Annotated in this window: 22 protein-coding genes; 1 reads left to right on the plus strand and 21 read right to left on the minus strand. The window is 65.4% G+C overall.

Going from position 1 to position 17,042, the window contains the following annotated elements; translation table 11 throughout:
* Positions 1-153: 153 nt before the first annotated feature.
* Positions 154-1,749: an isocitrate lyase gene (locus FSB78_RS10995; RefSeq protein WP_147082657.1), complete on the plus strand. Its 1,596-nt coding sequence runs from the start codon at positions 154-156 to the stop codon at positions 1,747-1,749.
* Between the two features lie 36 nt (positions 1,750-1,785).
* Here the strand turns inward: FSB78_RS10995 and guaA are convergent, their stop codons facing one another.
* The 21 genes from guaA to rpsQ all read right to left on the minus strand — a co-directional run bounded on the left by guaA (position 1,786) and on the right by rpsQ (position 17,036).
* Entirely contained in the window at positions 1,786-3,342 is a 1,557-nt protein-coding gene (gene guaA / locus FSB78_RS11000) for a glutamine-hydrolyzing GMP synthase (RefSeq protein ID WP_147082659.1), read from the minus strand.
* Between the two features lie 92 nt (positions 3,343-3,434).
* Entirely contained in the window at positions 3,435-3,851 is a 417-nt protein-coding gene (gene rplQ, locus FSB78_RS11005) for a 50S ribosomal protein L17 (RefSeq protein ID WP_147082662.1), read from the minus strand.
* 186 nt (positions 3,852-4,037) lie between these two features.
* Entirely contained in the window at positions 4,038-5,108 is a 1,071-nt protein-coding gene (locus FSB78_RS11010; protein ID WP_147082664.1) for a DNA-directed RNA polymerase subunit alpha, read from the minus strand.
* Positions 5,109-5,220: 112 nt separating this feature from the next.
* On the minus strand, positions 5,221-5,610 hold the full coding sequence (rpsK, locus tag FSB78_RS11015; protein WP_031395237.1) for a 30S ribosomal protein S11: 390 nt from the start codon (positions 5,608-5,610) through the stop codon (positions 5,221-5,223).
* A 69-nt stretch (positions 5,611-5,679) separates the two neighbouring features.
* Positions 5,680-6,048 carry a 30S ribosomal protein S13 gene (gene rpsM / locus FSB78_RS11020; protein ID WP_147082667.1) on the minus strand — a complete coding sequence of 123 codons (369 nt, stop codon included), beginning with the start codon at positions 6,046-6,048 and terminating at the stop codon, positions 5,680-5,682.
* 208 nt (positions 6,049-6,256) lie between these two features.
* Positions 6,257-6,484: a hypothetical protein gene (locus FSB78_RS11025; protein ID WP_147082669.1), complete on the minus strand. Its 228-nt coding sequence runs from the start codon at positions 6,482-6,484 to the stop codon at positions 6,257-6,259.
* Between the two features lie 598 nt (positions 6,485-7,082).
* Complete coding sequence (locus FSB78_RS11030; protein WP_147082671.1) at positions 7,083-8,429, minus strand: sensor histidine kinase; 1,347 nt, start codon at positions 8,427-8,429, stop codon at positions 7,083-7,085.
* 134 nt (positions 8,430-8,563) lie between these two features.
* A complete protein-coding gene (locus tag FSB78_RS11035) occupies positions 8,564-9,256 on the minus strand; it encodes a winged helix-turn-helix domain-containing protein (RefSeq protein ID WP_147082673.1) in 693 nt (230 codons plus the stop codon).
* Between the two features lie 228 nt (positions 9,257-9,484).
* Positions 9,485-10,132, minus strand: coding sequence for an adenylate kinase (locus FSB78_RS11040; RefSeq protein WP_147082675.1), 648 nt, complete (start codon positions 10,130-10,132; stop codon positions 9,485-9,487).
* 49 nt (positions 10,133-10,181) lie between these two features.
* Positions 10,182-11,546 carry a preprotein translocase subunit SecY gene (gene secY, locus FSB78_RS11045; protein ID WP_147082678.1) on the minus strand — a complete coding sequence of 455 codons (1,365 nt, stop codon included), beginning with the start codon at positions 11,544-11,546 and terminating at the stop codon, positions 10,182-10,184.
* 358 nt (positions 11,547-11,904) lie between these two features.
* Positions 11,905-12,447, minus strand: a complete 543-nt coding sequence (rplO, locus tag FSB78_RS11050; protein WP_147082680.1) for a 50S ribosomal protein L15 — start codon at positions 12,445-12,447, stop codon at positions 11,905-11,907.
* A gap of 96 nt (positions 12,448-12,543) precedes the next feature.
* Positions 12,544-12,720, minus strand: coding sequence for a 50S ribosomal protein L30 (gene rpmD, locus FSB78_RS11055; RefSeq protein ID WP_147082682.1), 177 nt, complete (start codon positions 12,718-12,720; stop codon positions 12,544-12,546).
* Between the two features lie 6 nt (positions 12,721-12,726).
* Complete coding sequence (rpsE, locus tag FSB78_RS11060; RefSeq protein ID WP_242008220.1) at positions 12,727-13,521, minus strand: 30S ribosomal protein S5; 795 nt, start codon at positions 13,519-13,521, stop codon at positions 12,727-12,729.
* Positions 13,522-13,524: 3 nt separating this feature from the next.
* Positions 13,525-13,881: a 50S ribosomal protein L18 gene (rplR, locus tag FSB78_RS11065; protein WP_147082684.1), complete on the minus strand. Its 357-nt coding sequence runs from the start codon at positions 13,879-13,881 to the stop codon at positions 13,525-13,527.
* On the minus strand, positions 13,881-14,414 hold the full coding sequence (gene rplF / locus FSB78_RS11070; RefSeq protein WP_147082687.1) for a 50S ribosomal protein L6: 534 nt from the start codon (positions 14,412-14,414) through the stop codon (positions 13,881-13,883). The genes rplR and rplF overlap by 1 nt, the downstream gene beginning before the upstream one ends.
* Complete coding sequence (rpsH, locus tag FSB78_RS11075) at positions 14,414-14,809, minus strand: 30S ribosomal protein S8 (RefSeq protein WP_147082689.1); 396 nt, start codon at positions 14,807-14,809, stop codon at positions 14,414-14,416. Before rpsH ends, rplF begins: the two co-directional genes overlap by 1 nt.
* 9 nt (positions 14,810-14,818) lie before the next feature.
* Positions 14,819-15,124, minus strand: coding sequence for a 30S ribosomal protein S14 (gene rpsN / locus FSB78_RS11080; protein ID WP_147082691.1), 306 nt, complete (start codon positions 15,122-15,124; stop codon positions 14,819-14,821).
* A 127-nt stretch (positions 15,125-15,251) separates the two neighbouring features.
* On the minus strand, positions 15,252-15,839 hold the full coding sequence (rplE, locus tag FSB78_RS11085; RefSeq protein ID WP_147082693.1) for a 50S ribosomal protein L5: 588 nt from the start codon (positions 15,837-15,839) through the stop codon (positions 15,252-15,254).
* The gene (rplX, locus tag FSB78_RS11090) at positions 15,832-16,149 is read right to left on the minus strand and encodes a 50S ribosomal protein L24 (protein ID WP_147082695.1); all 318 of its coding nucleotides are present in this window, start codon (positions 16,147-16,149) and stop codon (positions 15,832-15,834) included. Before rplX ends, rplE begins: the two co-directional genes overlap by 8 nt.
* Positions 16,149-16,517, minus strand: coding sequence for a 50S ribosomal protein L14 (gene rplN, locus FSB78_RS11095; protein ID WP_031393755.1), 369 nt, complete (start codon positions 16,515-16,517; stop codon positions 16,149-16,151). The genes rplX and rplN overlap by 1 nt, the downstream gene beginning before the upstream one ends.
* Before the next feature lie 246 nt (positions 16,518-16,763).
* Complete coding sequence (gene rpsQ, locus FSB78_RS11100) at positions 16,764-17,036, minus strand: 30S ribosomal protein S17 (protein WP_031393756.1); 273 nt, start codon at positions 17,034-17,036, stop codon at positions 16,764-16,766.
* Positions 17,037-17,042: the final 6 nt, after the last annotated feature.

The raw sequence follows: 17,042 nt of genomic DNA on the forward strand, positions 1-17,042 counted from the left end.
GTTGATTTCGATCAGCACGGTTGTCGCGCGATTGACAGAATGACCGGGGCTGCCGTGCCGGAGTGACAACCGGACCCGTAAGGAAGGTCGGATCCCCGCCCCATCCGCGTCAGGCGCCTTACTAGGCGAGTATCGACGCAGTGAGGATTGCCCATGACCTACCAGACCAGCATCAGTTCGATGACCCAGACGATCACGAGCCGGAGCGGCGCGTGGGACGGTATTGATGCGGAGGCTGTCGCGCGGATGCGCGTGCAGAACCGGTTCCGGACCGGGCTGGACATCGCGCGCCATACCGCCGCGATCATGCGACGCGACATGGCCGCCTACGACGCCGACCCGGCGAACTACACCCAGTCGCTCGGATGCTGGCACGGCTTCATCGCGCAGCAGAAGATGATCAGCGTGAAGAAGCATTTCGGCACGACCGATCGGCGCTACCTGTACCTGTCGGGATGGATGGTCGCGGCCCTGCGCAGCGAATTCGGCCCCCTGCCCGACCAGTCAATGCACGAGAAGACCAGCGTCCCGGCACTGATCGAGGAGCTCTACACCTTCCTCCGCCAGGCGGATGCGCGCGAATTGGGCATGATGTTCCGCGACCTGGATGCCGCCCGTGCCGCCGGCAACGCGATCGAGGAGCAGCGCCTGCTCAATGCGGTCGAGAATTATCAGACGCACGTCGTGCCGGTCATCGCCGACATCGATGCCGGATTCGGCAACGCCGAGGCGACCTATCTGCTGGCGCGGAAGATGATCGAGGCGGGCGCCTGCGCGCTGCAGATCGAGAACCAGGTCAGCGACGAGAAGCAATGCGGGCATCAGGATGGCAAGGTCACCGTGCCACACGAGGACTTCCTCGCGAAGGTCCGCGCCTGCCGCTACGCGTTCCTGGAACTGGGCGTCGAGGACGGCATCATCGTCACGCGCACCGATTCGCTCGGCGCAGGCCTCACCAAGCAGATCGCGGTCAGCAAGGCGGCGGGCGACCTGGGCGACCAGTATAACTCGTATCTCGATTGCGAGGAGATCGACCCGGCCACCGCGCAGAATGGCGACGTCATCCTCAATCGCGACGGCAAGCTGCTGCGGCCCAAGCGCCTGCCATCGAACCTGTTCCAGTTCCGCGCCGGCACCGGTGAGGATCGCTGCGTGATGGACTGTATCGCGTCACTGCAGAACGGCGCCGACCTGCTCTGGATCGAGACCGAGAAGCCGCACATCGAACAGATCGCCGGCATGGTCGACCGCATCCGCGCGGTCGTTCCCAACGCGAAGCTTGTCTACAACAACAGTCCCAGCTTCAACTGGACTCTCAATTTCCGCCAGCAGGTGTTCGACGCCTGGGCGGCGGACGGACGCGACGTGTCGGCCTATGACCGCGCGCGCCTGATGAGCGTGGACTATGACGGCACGCCGCTCGGCGACGAGGCGGACGAGCGCATCCGCACGTTCCAGGCGGATTCGGCGAAGCGCGCCGGAATCTTCCACCACCTGATCACGCTGCCGACCTATCACACCGCGGCACTCTCCACCGACAACCTCGCCAGGGAGTATTTCGGCGATGCGGGGATGCTCGGCTATGTGAAGGGCGTGCAGCGGAAGGAAATCCGCGAGGGGATCGCCTGTGTGAAGCACCAGAACATGTCGGGCTCCGACATCGGCGACGACCACAAGGAATATTTCGCCGGCGAAGCCGCCCTGAAGGCGGGCGGCGCACACAACACGATGAACCAGTTCGCCGCGTGATCGGGCGGGGGGCGTCCTAGACGCCCCCCGCCCCGTTTACTCCCACTCGATCGTGCCGGGCGGTTTCGAGGTATAGTCGTAGGTCACCCGGTTGATGCCCTTGACCTCGTTGATGATGCGCGTCGCGACGCGCGGCAGGAAGTCGCCCGGGAACTGGAACGCCTCGGCGGTCATGCCGTCGGTCGAGGTCACCGCGCGCAGTGCCAGGACGTTGTCGTAGGTGCGGCCGTCGCCCATCACGCCGACGCTGCGGACCGGAAGCAGTACCGCGAACGCCTGCCAGATCGTGTCGTACAGCCCCGCGCGGCGGATCTCCTCGAGATAGACCGCGTCCGCCTTGCGGAGGATGTCGCAGCGTTCCTTGGTGACTTCGCCAGGGATGCGGATCGCGAGGCCGGGTCCGGGGAACGGGTGGCGGCCGACGAAGATCTCGGGCAGGCCCAGTTCGCGGCCGAGCGCGCGGACCTCGTCCTTGAACAGTTCGCGCAGCGGTTCGACGAGCTTCATGTCCATGCGCTCGGGCAGGCCACCGACATTGTGGTGGCTCTTGATCGTCACCGAGGGACCGCCGGTGAAGCTGACGCTTTCGATGACGTCGGGATAGAGCGTACCCTGCGCAAGGAACTCGGCACCGCCGAGCTTCCTGGCCTCGGTCTCGAACACGTCGATGAAGGTCTTGCCGATGAACTTGCGCTTGGCTTCGGGATCGGTGACCCCGGCCAGGCCGGTCAGGAACAGCTCCTCGACGTTCACGTGGATCAGCGGGATGTTGTAGGCGCCGCGGAACAGGCTGACGACCTGCTCGCTCTCGCCCGCGCGCATCAGGCCGTGGTCGACATAGACGCAGGTGAGCTGTTCGCCGATCGCCTCGTGGATCAGCACGGCCGCGACCGCCGAGTCGACGCCGCCCGACAGGCCGCAGATCACGCGCCCCGTGCCGACCTGCGCGCGGATTTCCGCGATCTTGGTGTTGCGGAATTCGGCCATCGTCCAGTCGCCGGTGAGGCCGCAGACGTGGCGGGCGAAATTGGCGATCAGCTTGGCGCCGTCGGGGGTGTGGACGACCTCCGGGTGGAACTGGACGCCGTAGAAGCGGCGCGCTTCGTCGGCGACGATCGCATAGGGGGCACCGACCGAGGTCGCGACGGGCGTGAAGCCCGGGGGAATCGTGTCGACCTTGTCGCCGTGGCTCATCCAGACCTGGTGGCGCTCGCCTTCGGACCAGAGGCCGTCGAACAGCGCGCAGGAGCTGTGGATATCGATGAAGGCACTGCCGAACTCGCCGCCGTCGCCCGACACGACGACGTTGCCGCCGAGCTGCGCGGACATGAGCTGCTGCCCGTAGCAGATGCCGAGGATGGGGACGCCGGCCTCGAACAGGCCTTGCGGGATGCGGGGAGAGTTGTCCGCGGTGACCGACGCCGGACCGCCCGACAGGATGATCCCCTTCGGCTGCATCCGGTCGAATGCGTCCTGAGCGGACTGGAAGGGGGCGACTTCGCTGTAGACCCCGGCTTCGCGGACACGACGCGCGATGAGCTGGGTGACCTGGCTGCCGAAGTCGATGATGAGAATGCTGTCGGGATGCTCCATCCGGGGCGCATAGCCCGGCGGGCCTCACAACGAAAGAGGCCGCGCCTCCCAACCGGGAAGCGCGGCCTCTTCATTTTACCTGAAGGCGCGGATTACGCGTCCTCATAGTCTTCCGTCATCACCGGGCCCGAGTCCTGGCCCTTCGCCGAGACGTCGCGATCGACGAACTCGATGATCGCCATCGGCGAGGCGTCGGACAGGCGGATGCCGGCCTTGATCACGCGGGTGTAGCCGCCGTTGCGATCCGCGTAGCGCGGGGCCAGCGTGTCGAACAGCTTGACCAGCTGCGCGTCGTCGAGGAGCTTGGCGTGCGCGAGACGACGGTTGGACAGGCCACCCTTCTTCGCGAGCGTGATCAGCTTCTCGATGTAAGGACGCAGTTCCTTCGCCTTGGCGACGGTGGTGGTGATCTGCTCGTGCTTGATGAGCGCAGCGCTCATGTTGCGGAACAGAGCAAGACGGTGGGCCGAGGTCCGCTGAAGCTTACGGCCGCCTACGCGATGGCGCATGTGTCATTCCTTACGTTCGTTATGGGGCCGTATGAGGTACCCCGTAGCAGGCGGTGTTGAAGGCCACCGCCCATCGCCTTTCTCTCTGGCCGCCGCGGCAAAGCCGCGTCGTCGGTCGGGCCAAGGCCCGCCGGCCGGGCTGCGTCGTCTCCGGGCCAGCTTGCGCTGACCCGGTGCGACTTAGCCTCAGCCCATAATCTCTTGTTCGAGCTTCTTGGCCATCTCTTCGATGTTCTCGGGCGGCCAGCCCGGGATTTCCATCCCGAGGCGGAGACCCATCGACGAGAGGACTTCCTTGATCTCGTTGAGCGACTTGCGGCCGAAATTCGGCGTGCGCAGCATCTCGGCTTCGGTCTTGCCGACCAGATCGCCGATATAGATGATGTTGTCGTTCTTGAGGCAGTTCGCGGACCGCACCGACAGCTCGAGCTCGTCGACCTTCTTGAGAAGGTACCGGTTGATCTGCTGCGTGTCGCCTGCGGGCTCGGCACCACCGGCTGCGGGTGCAGCCTGGCCGATCGGCGCGGACGAGCGGGTGACGCTCGAATCGTCGAAGTGAACGAACAGCGCGAGCTGGTCTTGGAGGATGCGACCGGCATAGCCGACGGCGTCTTCCGGGGTGATCGTGCCGTCGGTCTCGATCGTCAGCGTCAGCTTGTCGTAATCCAGGTCCTGTCCGACGCGGGTCGGGTCGACCTTGTACGAAACCTGACGTACCGGCGAGTACAGCGCATCGACCGGGATCAGACCGATCGGCGCGTCGGCCGGGCGGTTTGCGGTCGCGGGCACGTAACCCTTACCGATGTCGGCGGTCAGCTCCATGTTGAGCGTCGCACCGTCATCGAGATGACAGATCACGAGATCCTTGTTCATGATCTCGATGTCGCCCGAGACGGCGATGTCGCCGGCCTTGACTTCACCCGGGCCCGTTGCCGAGAGTTGGAGGCGCTTGGGCCCCTCGCCCTGCATGCGGATTGCGATCTGCTTCACGTTGAGGACGATGTCGGTCACGTCCTCGCGGACGCCGGCCAGAGACGAGAACTCATGCAGCACGTTCTCGATTTTGATCGAGGTGACGGCCGCGCCCTGCAGCGACGAGAGCAGCACGCGGCGCAGCGCGTTGCCGAGCGTCAGGCCGAAGCCACGCTCCAAAGGCTCGGCAACGAAGGTCGCCTTGCGCTTGCTGTCGGAGCCGGCCTTCTTTTCCAGGCCGCTGGGCTTCTTGAGTTCCTGCCAGTTCTTTGCGTTGACAGACACTTGCTTCCCCTAATTTGGGGGCCGACGGACAGGACGCCCGACGGCCGTAGAACAGTTCCCGTGCGGCGCGTTCACCCTGATCAGGGGCAACCGCGCACGGAGAGCACCGAAATCAGACGCGACGACGCTTCGAAGGGCGCACGCCGTTGTGCGGGATCGAGGTCACGTCGCGGATCGACGTGATCTGGAAACCGACGGCCTGAAGCGCGCGCAGTGCCGATTCGCGACCCGAGCCGGGGCCCTTGACCTCGACTTCGATGGTGCGGACGCCGTGCTCGGCGGCCTTCTTGCCAGCGTCCTCGGCTGCAACCTGGGCCGCATACGGGGTCGACTTGCGCGAGCCCTTGAAGCCCATTGCGCCGGCCGACGACCACGAGATCGCGTTGCCCTGGGCATCGGTGATCGTGATCATGGTGTTGTTGAAGCTGGCGTTCACGTGCGCGACGCCAGAGGTGATGTTCTTGCGCTCGCGCCGCTTAATGCGCTGAGGTTCGCGTGCCATGAGTTCGTTCCTGACCTATATCTTTGGGTAACGCCGCGCGTCGACGCGCGGCGGAGAAGCAAGCGCTGCTTACTTCTTCTTGCCGGCGATCGGCTTGGCCTTGCCCTTGCGGGTGCGCGCGTTGGTGTGCGTGCGCTGGCCGCGGACCGGCAGGCCCTTGCGGTGACGGAGACCACGATAGCAGGCGAGATCCATCAGGCGCTTGATGTTCATCGACACCTGGCGGCGGAGGTCACCCTCGACCGTGTAGTCGGCGTCGATCGCCTCACGGATGTGCAGCACTTCCTGGTCGGTCAGGTCCTGGACGCGGGTCGTCTCGGCGATGCCGAGCTTGGCGGTCAGTTCCTTGGCCTTGGTCGAACCGATGCCGTGGATATAGGTCAGCGCGATAACGACGCGCTTGTTGGTCGGGATGTTAACACCCGCGATACGTGCCATGAACTTGGTTCTCCTGCTCCACGGGCCCCGGCATGGCTGCACGGCGCCCATCTCCTAGCGATGATCCGAAACGCACGATAGCGGCGAACGCAAACGAGCGTCGCCGGAAACCGGGTTATCGGGAGGCACTCAAGTAAGGACGCGCGAACGCACTGTCAAGCGGCGGGTTCCCCCGCCAAGGGTCAAGCAATCGGTTCCGACCGCCGGGTCAAGCGGGTTCCCCGCGGGGCGTCTTCCACCAGCGATGGAGCGCGACGACGAACCAGATGAGCTCGACCGCGCCGAACGGCCAGGCGCCCTGCAGGAAGCCATAGGCCGATCCGAGCAGGCAGCCAAGCGCGAAGCCGAGCTGCCACCAGTGCGACCGCGATTCGAGCATGTAGCAGATGAGCATGAAGGTGACGGCGAACAGGCCGAAGGCGGTGAGGCTATCCATGGGGCGCTTGTGGCGGGATTGTGGTCCGGGGGCCAGCGCTTCGGTTAGGTTGCGGGGCGCGGGCGTTGAGATCGCTGGCGTGGGGGAAGGCCGTCAGGGATCAGCGGTGTAGAACAGCGGTGATTCCACCTGCTGACCTTGCTCGGCATCCGTCTCGCGATCGTTGCGTTCGAACGGGGGGATCGGCGCTTGCCGCCTGGTGGATCCTGAAACGAGTTCAGGATGACGACGGGGGAGCGCGCGCGCCCGAACTACTTCGTCATGCTGAACTTGGTTCAGCATCCACGGTGTCGCGATCGCTGCGTCCGAGCTGGGGGGATCAGCGCCTACCGCTTGGTGGATCCTGAAACGAGTTCAGGATGACGGCGTGGGAGTACGCGCGCCCGAACTACTTCGTCATGCTGAACTTGGTTCAGCATCCACGATGTCGCGATCGCTGCGTTCGAGGCAGGACGCCCGGCGCCTCCCGCAGGCGGGTCCTGAAAACGGGTTCGGGATGACAGTGTGGGGAGCGGCTGCGGCCGGCCCGGGAATCGGGGCTTCGGGGGTTGCGCACCGCCGGCCAACCCAATCCCGGCCCCTTCAAAGAGGGAACAGATCAGATGGGCAAGACGATGCGGGCGACCAGCCCCGGCCCATTGTCCGCAAGTTCGAACCGGCCCTCGTGCAACCGCGCGACCGCTTCGATCAGCGCCATGCCGAGCCCCGCGCCCGGTGTGGACCGCGCGCTGTCGAGGCGGCCGAAGCGCTTCATCGCCTGCGCGCGATCCGCTTCGGCGATGCCGGGACCGCGGTCCTCGACCTGGATGGCGATGCCGTCGGTGCGGTGGACGAGGCGGAGCGTCACCTCGCCGCCCCCTGCCCCGTGGCGCAGCGCGTTGTCGATCAGGTTGGTGATCGACTGGATCATCAGTTCGCGGTGGAGCGCGATCGCCGGCGGGCGATCGTCGATCGCGACCGTGAAGACCAGGCCGGCATCCTCGGCGACGGGGGCGTAAAGCTCGGCAATCTCCTCCAGCAGGTCGGGAAGCGAGACCTGGACGAAGCGATCGCGCGACACCGAGCCGGAACGACTGATCTCGATGACCATCGTCAGCATCCGCATGACGAGGTCGGTCTCCACGAGCAGCCCGCCGAGTGCCGCCTCCCGCGCGTCGGGATCGGCGATCAGGACCGCCTGTTCGGTCTTGGTGCGCAGGCGGGCGAGCGGTGAGCGAAGGTCGTGCGCGAGGCTGTCGGTGACGATGCGGAGCTCCGCCATCACGCCTTCGAGCTTTCCGAGCATGACGTTCAACCGTGCCGCCAGGCGGTCGAATGCGTCACTGCCTTCGGTGACGACGATGACGCGGCGCGACAGGTCTCCCTCCCCTGCCGTCTCGATGACGCTGGCGATCGCGTCGAGGCGGCGGCCGACATAGCGCGCGAGGACGAGTCCGCCGAGTACCCCCAGGCCCAGCGAGAGCAGCACGGCGAGCGCCAGTGCGCGTTCGATTGCGCGTTCCTCGGAGGCGATCAGGTCGAGGTTGCGGCCCGTGAGCAGCCAGTCGGAGCCTATCGGGTGCAGCGCATAGGCGGATTCACGCGCCGACCAGAGTTCGTCGCGTCCCAGGCGCGCGATGCGGAACTGGGTGGGGCGGAGCGGCACCGCGAGCCGGGCCGGTGCCACGCCGGCGACGGTCTGCCCCTTCGCATCGACGACGGCCAGGACCAGCGAGACGTCGCCCGGTACGACGGTATTGCCGATCGCCTGGCGCAGCGCCTTCATCCCGCCGCTGCGCCAGACGGCACGCAGCGATTCGGACTGTTCGGTGGTTTCGAGATGGATCGCGTCGATCGCATCGGCGCTCGTCGTCTTCCAGACGAAGCCGACGAGCGCGAGGTTTGAGACGAGCGCGAGCGCGATAGACAGAAGCGCGATGCGCGCGGTGACGGAAAGGCGGATCATGCGGGACTATCCTCCCCCGCCAGGGGGAGGTGGCTGCCGGAGGCAGACGGAGGGGGCGGCAAGGGTAACATCGGCTTCGTGTCCTCCCCCTCCGTCAGCTTCGCTGCCACCTCCCCCTGGCGGAGGAGGATTAGTCACGCCTCGACGGCGAGTCGGTATCCGGCGCCACGCACCGTGTGGAGGATCGGCGTGGGGAAACCGTCCTCGAGCTTGCGACGCAGGCGGCCGATGTGCACGTCGACGACGTTCGATCCCGGGTCGAAATGATAGTTCCAGATCTTCTCGAGCATCATCGTGCGGGTGACGACCTGGCCGGCGTGGCGGGCGAGGAATTCGAGCAGGTTGAATTCGCGCGCGCCCAGCGGGATCGTGCGGCCGGCGCGCGAGACGGCGCGGGCGAGCAGGTCGATCTCGAGGTCGCCGACCGAAAGGCGAGTCTTCTGCGGTTCGGTCGCGGCGCGGTCCGAGCGGCGGACGAGTGCTTCGACGCGGGCGGAAAGCTCGGCGAAGGAGAAGGGCTTGCACAGATAGTCGTCGGCGCCCGCCTTCAGTCCGTCGACGCGGTCGTCGACCGCCGCCAGCGCGGACAGGATCAGCACGGGCGTCGCGATGCCGGCGGCGCGGACCGCGCTGACCATCGACAGGCCGTCGAGCCCGGGCAGCATGCGGTCGGCGATGATGAGGTCGAAGATGCCTTCGCTGGCGAGGAACAGCCCGTCGCGACCGTCGGCGCAGGCCTCCACCGCGTGGCCGGCTTCCGTCAGGCCCTTTGCCAGATAGGCCGAGGTGGATGCGTCGTCTTCGACGATCAGGATCTTGCGGCTCAACGACTTGCCCTTCCTGCCTGCCCGTCCGGCGATCCTCTAACGGGAAAGGCCGGCGGAAAGAAGCCTTTCCACCGGCCCCCAACGATACCCCCGGGAGTGACGGGCACCGATCTCTGGAAACTCGTCTGCGCCGCCATGACGGGCATTACGGTTTCCTAGAGAACGGCAGCTTTCGGGGCGGTGAAGGAGAGGTGACATTTCCGTCATGCACCCGCCGCGCCGGCGGGGTTACTTGTCGAGGATCTCGCCGATCGCAGCCGCGACGTGCTTGATATCGGCCATACCGTCGACGCGACGGACCAGGCCGCGCGCTTCGTAGATCGGCAGGATCGGCGCGGTCTTCGCGCGGTATTCCTGCATACGGGTGTGCACCGTCTCGGCGTTGTCGTCGGGGCGGCGCTTGAACTCGGTCGAGCCGCAGACGTCGCAGACGCCGGCGACGGCGGGCTGCTTGAACTTGTCGTGATACCCCGTGCCGCACTTGGCGCAGGTGTAGCGACCGACGACGCGGTCGGTCAGTGCGGCCTCATCGACTTCGAGCTCGATGACGTAATCAAGCGTGCGACCGCGTGCAGCCAGCAACGCATCGAGCGATTCGGCCTGCGCCGCGGTACGCGGATAGCCGTCGAAGATCACACCCGATTCGGTGTCGGGCTGGTCGAGGCGTTCGCCGATGATGCCGGAGACGATCTCGTCCGAGACCAGGCCGCCCGATGCCATCACCGACTTGGCCTGCAGCCCTACGGGCGTGCCGGCGGCGACGGCGGCGCGGAGCATGTCCCCCGTCGACAGCTGGACCATGCCGCGCGTCTCGACCAGCGTGGCGGCTTGCGTGCCCTTGCCCGCACCGGGGGGGCCCAACAGGATGATATTCACGAAACGCACTCCCTCGTCCGTGCGGAGTCCAAATCGACCGGCCTGCGCATCAGCGCAGGCGGCCGCCCTTCAGCTTCGCCTTCTTGATCAGGTCGCCATACTGGTGCGCCAGCAAGTGCGACTGGATCTGCGTAACCGTGTCCATCGTTACGTTGACCACGATCAGGAGGCTAGTCCCGCCGAGATAGAACGGGATCGACAGCGCGGTGACGAGATATTCCGGCAACAGGCAGATGATCGTCAGATAGGCGGCACCGATGACGGTGATGCGGGTCAGCACGTAATCGAAATAATTCTCGGTGTTCTTGCCCGGACGGATGCCGGGGATGAACCCGCCATGCCGCTTCAGATTGTCCGCGGTCTCTTCCGGATTGAAGACGACGGCGGTGTAGAAGAACGAGAAGAAGATGATGCCGGCGCCGTAGAGCAGCATGTACACCGGCGAACCGTGCTGGAGGTACTGGTTGAGGGTGATAATGAAATCGCCCCACTTGCTCTGCCCGGCGGCGTACTTGCCCGCGAACTGCGTGATCGTCAGCGGCATCAGCAGCAGCGACGACGCGAAGATCGGGGGAATGACGCCCGCGGTGTTGATCTTCAGCGGCAGGTGGCTGCGATCGGCCTGCATCCCGCGCTGCGTCTGGCGCTTAGGATACTGGATTAGGATGCGGCGCTGCGCCCGCTCCATGAAGCAAATGAAGAGGATCAGCAGGACGACCGCGACAACGATGCCGATCAGCTTGAGCGGATCGAGGCTGCCCGAGCGGCCGCCCTCGAGCAGGTTGACGAGCGTGGTGGGCAGATGCGCGACGATGCCGGCCATGATGATCAGCGAGACGCCGTTGCCGATGCCGCGGCTGGTGATCTGCTCGCCGAGCCACATGAGGAACATCGTGCCGCCGATCAGGCTGACCACCGCGGTCATGCGGAACAGCATGCCGGGTTCGATCACCGCCTGGACGCCGGCATTGGCGCCGAGCGTCTCGAGACCGACCGCGATGAAATAGCCCTGCACCGCGGTCAGGCCGACAGTGCCGTAGCGGGTGTACTGGTTGAGGCGCTTGCGGCCCGATTCGCCGTCCTTCTTGATCGCGGCGAGCGTGGGGCTCAGCGAGGTCGCGAGCTGCACGACGATCGACGCGGTGATGTACGGCATCACCCCGAGCGCGATCAGCGACATCCGGCTGAGCGAACCGCCCGAGAAGGTGTTGAAGAAGTCGAGGACGCCGCCCTGCGTCTGCTGGCCCAGCACGCCGAGCGCGGTCGGGTCGATGCCCGGCAGCGGCACGTAGCTAAGCAGGCGGAAGACGATCAGCGCACCGATCGTGAACCACAGCCGCTTCTTGAGGTCGGTGGCCTTCGCGAATTTCGAAAGGCTGATGCTTTGCGCCATCTGGTCGGCTGCGGATGCCATGCGTCAAGATATCCTGGACGGGTCTCGCGAAAGCGGGCTTTCGCGAGGGGGAAACAAAAACGGCGGGATGCGTTTAACCGCCCCCCGCCGCTCATATAGGCGCCCGTGCGGGCTTGTCTAATGCCTCGCGGCATAAGGTTGGCCTGCCAAACCCGAAAATCCGTTCGTCCTGAGCGAAGTCGAAGGACAATGCCACAAGCGGGCCAGCCCTTCGACTGCGCTCAGGGCGAACGGATTTGGGGGGTGGCGGTGCACCACCTACTTCGTCACCCCGGGCTTGTCCCGGGGTCCAGTGTTACAAACGTCGCGCTTGCGGCCCTGGATGCCGGGACGAGCCCGGCATGACGGAGGGAGAGGCTTAGGCCTTGAACGACGCCTTGTGCGCCGCACGCTCCTTGTACTTCACGCCCTTCTTGGCGGCAGCCTTGGTGGCGGGATCGATATATTCGATCACGTCGACCTTGCCGCCGGCCTTCTCGACCGCCTCGATCGCGCCCTTCGACGCGCCGTTGACGGTGAACGAGACGACCGTGGTCAGCTCGCCCTTGGCGAGGAGGCGGACGCCGTCCTTGCCGCCGCGTGCGAGGCCGGCGGCCTTGAGCGCGTCATGGTCGAGCGTCGCGTTCGCTTCGATCTTGCCGGCGTCGATCGCCTTCTGGATCGCACCGAGGTTCACCTCGGCGAAGTCCTTGCGGAAGATGTTGTTGAAGCCGCGCTTCGGCAGACGCATGTGGAGCGGCATCTGGCCGCCTTCGAAGCCGGCGATGGAGACGCCCTCGCGGCTCTTCTGGCCCTTCTGGCCACGGCCGCCGGTCTTGCCCTTGCCCGAGCCGATACCGCGTCCGACGCGCATCTTGGACTTGCGGGCACCCTGGTTGTCGCGGAGTTCGTTGAGTTTCATGCTTTGCACTCGCTTTCGCTTTTGTCGCGCTGATGGAAAGAAGAAGGGGGCCGTTAGCCCCCTTCCCCGTATTTGTCACTAGTGAGGTAGAGGGGCTTAGCCCTCGACCGACACCATGTGCTGAACCTTGCGGATCATACCGCGGACTTCAGGGGAATCCTGAAGCTCGCTGGTACGATGCATCTTGTTCAGGCCGAGACCGATCAGCGTTGCGCGCTGGTCCTTCTCGCGGCGGATCGGCGAACCGGTCTGCGTGATCTTGATGGTTGCCATCTGATCTTACTCCGTGATCGCGGCTGCATCAGCCTCGGCGGTCTTCGACCCACCGTGGCCGAGCAGGTCGGCGATCTTCTTGCCGCGACGCTGTGCGACGGCCTTGGGCGAGGTCTGCTCGCCAAGGGCCTCGAACGTGGCGCGGATCATGTTGTAGGGGTTCGACGTACCGACCGACTTGGTCACCACGTCCGCAACGCCCAGCGACTCGAACACGGCGCGCATCGGGCCACCAGCGATGATGCCCGTCCCCTGCGGAGCCGAGCGCAGCGTCACGCGACCGGCACCGAAGTGACCGTTGCCGTCGTGATGCAGCGTGCGACCGTCCTTGAGCGGAACGCGGACCATCTTCTTCTTGGCAGCAGCCGTCGCCTTCGAGATGGCTTCCGGCACTTCGCGCGCCTTGCCATGACCAAAGCCTGCACGGCCCTTGCCGTCGCCCACGACCACGAGTGCCGCGAAACCGAAGCGCTTGCCGCCCTTCACCGTCTTGGACACGCGGTTGATGTGGACCAGCTTCTCGATCAGCTCTTCGCCGCCGTCATCCGCACCGGGACGACCGCCACGATTGCCACCGGGGCCGCCACGACCGCCGTCGCGACCGCCACGGTTGCCACCGGGGCCACCGCCACCGCGATTGCCGCCGGGACCACCACGGCCACCGCCGCCGCCGCCACCGGGACGACCACGACCACCGCCGCCGCCCTGGTACCCAGTGCTCTGCGGAGGCGTGCTCTGCTGCGTGACGTCCTGTGCGGTCGTCTCGGGTGCTGCTGCCGGCGTGTTGTTTTCGTCAGCCATGTCTTAGAACTCCAATCCGGCTTCGCGTGCGGCGTCAGCCAGAGCCTTCACGCGACCATGGTAGAGGAAGCCACCGCGATCGAACACGACCTGGGTCACGCCCGCCGCCTTGGCAGCCTCTGCGACGCGCTTGCCGACCGAAGTCGCCGCGTCGATGTTGGCGCCAGACGTGCCGCGCACGTCCTTTTCAAGCGACGAGGCCGAAGCCACCGTCGTGCCGGCGGCGTCGTCGATCACCTGCGCGTAGATGTGCTTGCCCGAGCGATGCACGGACAGCCGCGGACGGGTGCCGGCGCGTGCGCGGAGCGCGGTACGGTTGCGGCGGCGCCGCTTGGCGAAAAGAGAAAGTCCCTTGGTCATTACTTCTTCTTCCCTTCCTTGCGGAAGATGAACTCGCCGTCGTACTTGATGCCCTTGCCCTTGTACGGCTCAGGCTTGCGCCACTGACGAATCTCCGCGGCCAGCTGGCCAACCATCTGCTTGTCCGAACCCGAGATCTCGATCGTCGTGTTGTCCGGGGTCTTCACCTCGATGCCCTCGGGCACGTCGATGTTGACGTCGTGGCTGTAGCCGAGCTGCAACTTCAGGTTGCGGCCCTGCGCAGCGGCACGGTAGCCGACGCCGTTGATCAGGAGCTTCTTCGTGAAGCCGTCCGACACACCGGTGATCAGGTTCTGCACCATCGTACGCTGCATGCCCCAGAAGGCCCGCGCGCGCTTGGTGTCGTTGGCCGGCTGCACCGAGATGCCACCGTCCTCGAGCGTGTAGCTGATCTCGTCGCGCAGCGGCATCTTGAGGGTGCCCTTGGGGCCCTTCACGGTCAGCTGCTTGCCGTCGATCGTGGGCGTAACGCCCGCCGGTACGGTGACCGGCTTCTTACCAATGCGGCTCATCAGAACACCTCTGCGAGGATTTCGCCGCCGACGTTCTGCTCGCGTGCTTCGGCATCCGAAAGCACGCCGCGGGGCGTCGAGACGATGGTGATGCCGAGGCCGTTGCGGACGCGGGGGAGTTCCTGCGAACCGGAATAGACGCGGCGGCCGGGCTTCGAGACGCGTGCGACATGCTTGATCGCAGGCTGGCCCTCGAAATACTTCAGCTCGATGCGGATGCCCGCTGCGGGGCCCATCTGCTCGTCGCTGTAGCCACGGATGTAGCCTTCGCGCTGCAGAACGTCGAGAACGCGAACGCGCAGCTTGGACGCGGGCGAAAGGACGGAGTCCTTCTTCGCGCGCTGGCCGTTGCGGATGCGGGTGAGCAGGTCACCCAGGGGATCGGTCACTGCCATGTTATGTCCTTACCAGCTCGACTTCGTGACGCCGGGAATCAGGCCCTTGTTGGCCAGATTGCGCAGCATGATCCGCGAGAGCCGGAACTTGCGGTAGTAGGAGCGCGAACGACCGGTAAGCTCGCACCGGTTACGGATGCGCGTCGGGTTCGCGTTGCGCGGCAATGCCGACATCTTGAGGCGGGCCATCAGGCGCTCGCCGTCATCGAGGGTCGCGTCCTTGGCCATCGCCTTCAACGCCGCAAACTTGGGCGCGTACTGCTTGACCAACGCCTTGCGACGCTCGTTCTTGTTGACTGAACTCAGTTTCGCCATCGACTTAAGTTCTTTCTTTCTTCTGTGCCCATCCCGGGGGAGGGGTCGGGGGTGGGAGGTTCTGCACCGTCACCTGGACGGACAGGCCCTCCCCTAGCCCCTCCCGCAAGCGGGAGGGGAATTCGGGTTAGGCTGCCTGCTTCTCGTCGGCAGCTTCCTCGATCGGGAACGGGAAGCCGAACAGGCGGAGCAGCTCGCGCGCCTCGTCGTCGGTCTTGGCCGTCGTCGTCACGATGACATCCATGCCCCGGACCTTGTCGACCTGGTCATAGCTGATTTCCGGGAACACGATCTGCTCCTTCAGACCGCAGGCATAGTTGCCACGGCCGTCGAAGCTCTTTGGGTTCAGCCCACGGAAATCGCGGACGCGGGGAAGAGCGATCGTGATGAAGCGATCAAGGAATTCGTACATGCGCTCGCGGCGAAGGGTGACCTTCACGCCGATCGGCATGCCTTCGCGCAGCTTGAACTGTGCGATCGACTTCTTCGCCTTGGTGACGATGGGCTTCTGGCCCGCGATCAGCTGCATTTCCGAAGCGGCCTGGTCGACCTTCTTCTTGTCCTGCGTCGCTTCGCCGACACCCATGTTCAGCACGATCTTGTCGATCCGGGGGATCTCCATGACGTTCTTGTAGCCGAACTTCTCGGTCATCGCCTTGACGATGGTCTCGTCGTACAGCTTCCGCATCCGCGGCGTGTAGGTTGCATCAGCCACCGATCTTCTCCCCGGTCTTGACCGCAACGCGGACCTTCTTGCCGTCCTGCTCCTCGAAGCGGACGCGGGTCGGCTTGCCGTCGGCGGTCACGTGCGCGACCTTCGAAACGTGCAGCGGCGCTTCCTTGCGGACCAGGCCACCCTGCGGGTCGCCCTGGGTCGGCTTGGTGTGACGCACGGCGATGTTCACGCCGGCCACGACGACCTTGTCGGCCTTCGGCATCGACATGGTGACTTCGCCGGTCTTGCCCTTGTCCTTGCCGGACAGGATGATGACCTTGTCACCCTTCTTGATACGAGCGGACGCCATTACAGCACCTCCGGCGCAAGGCTGATGATCTTCATGTGCTTCTTGCCACGCAGTTCGCGAACAACTGGGCCGAAGATACGGGTGCCGATCGGCTCCTCGTTCTTGTTGACCAGCACCGCGGCGTTGCCGTCGAAGCGGATGACCGTGCCGTCTGCGCGACGGATGTCCTTGGCGGTGCGGACGATGACGGCGCGGTGAACGTCGCCCTTCTTCACGCGGCCGCGCGGCTGCGCTTCCTTGATGGAGACGACGATGATGTCGCCGACACCTGCAACACGACGCTTGGAACCCCCAAGCACCTTGATGCACTGCACCCGCTTCGCGCCGCTGTTGTCAGCGACGTCGAGATTGGACTGCATCTGGATCATGGATCCGTATCCCTTCTCTCTCTGGGGCCGATACCGACCGGACCCCGCCTAAAAAATCACCCCGGCGCGGAGAACCGCACCGGGGGGAGCGGCCCTGTAGCCGCTCCGTCGATGGGACGCAAGCGCCCCGATATCATCCCAAACCCCTCACCCCAGCGTAGGCTGGGGTCTTTTGGTTCGAGCCGCTCGCTCCACCGCACGAGATCCCAGCCTGCGCTGGGATGACGCGTGGGGTGCGCGCGGGGTTCAGCCCTCGGCCGAAGCCCGCTCCGGCGTCGCGTGGGTGTTGACCCGCTCGATCACCTTCCAGGTCTTCAGCTTGGAGATCGGTGCGGTCTCTTCGATCCGCACGGTCTCGCCCTGCTTGAACTCGTTGCTCTCGTCATGAGCATGATACTTCTTCGAGCGACGGATGATCTTCCCGTAGAGCGGGTGCTTCACCTTACGCTCGACGTTCACGACCACCGTCTTGTCGCCCTTGTCGGACACGACCAGACCGGTCAGCACGCGCTTCGGCATGATGTG

The organism is Sphingomonas ginsenosidivorax (assembly GCF_007995065.1).
In the GTDB taxonomy this organism is placed as follows: domain Bacteria; phylum Pseudomonadota; class Alphaproteobacteria; order Sphingomonadales; family Sphingomonadaceae; genus Sphingomonas; species Sphingomonas ginsenosidivorax.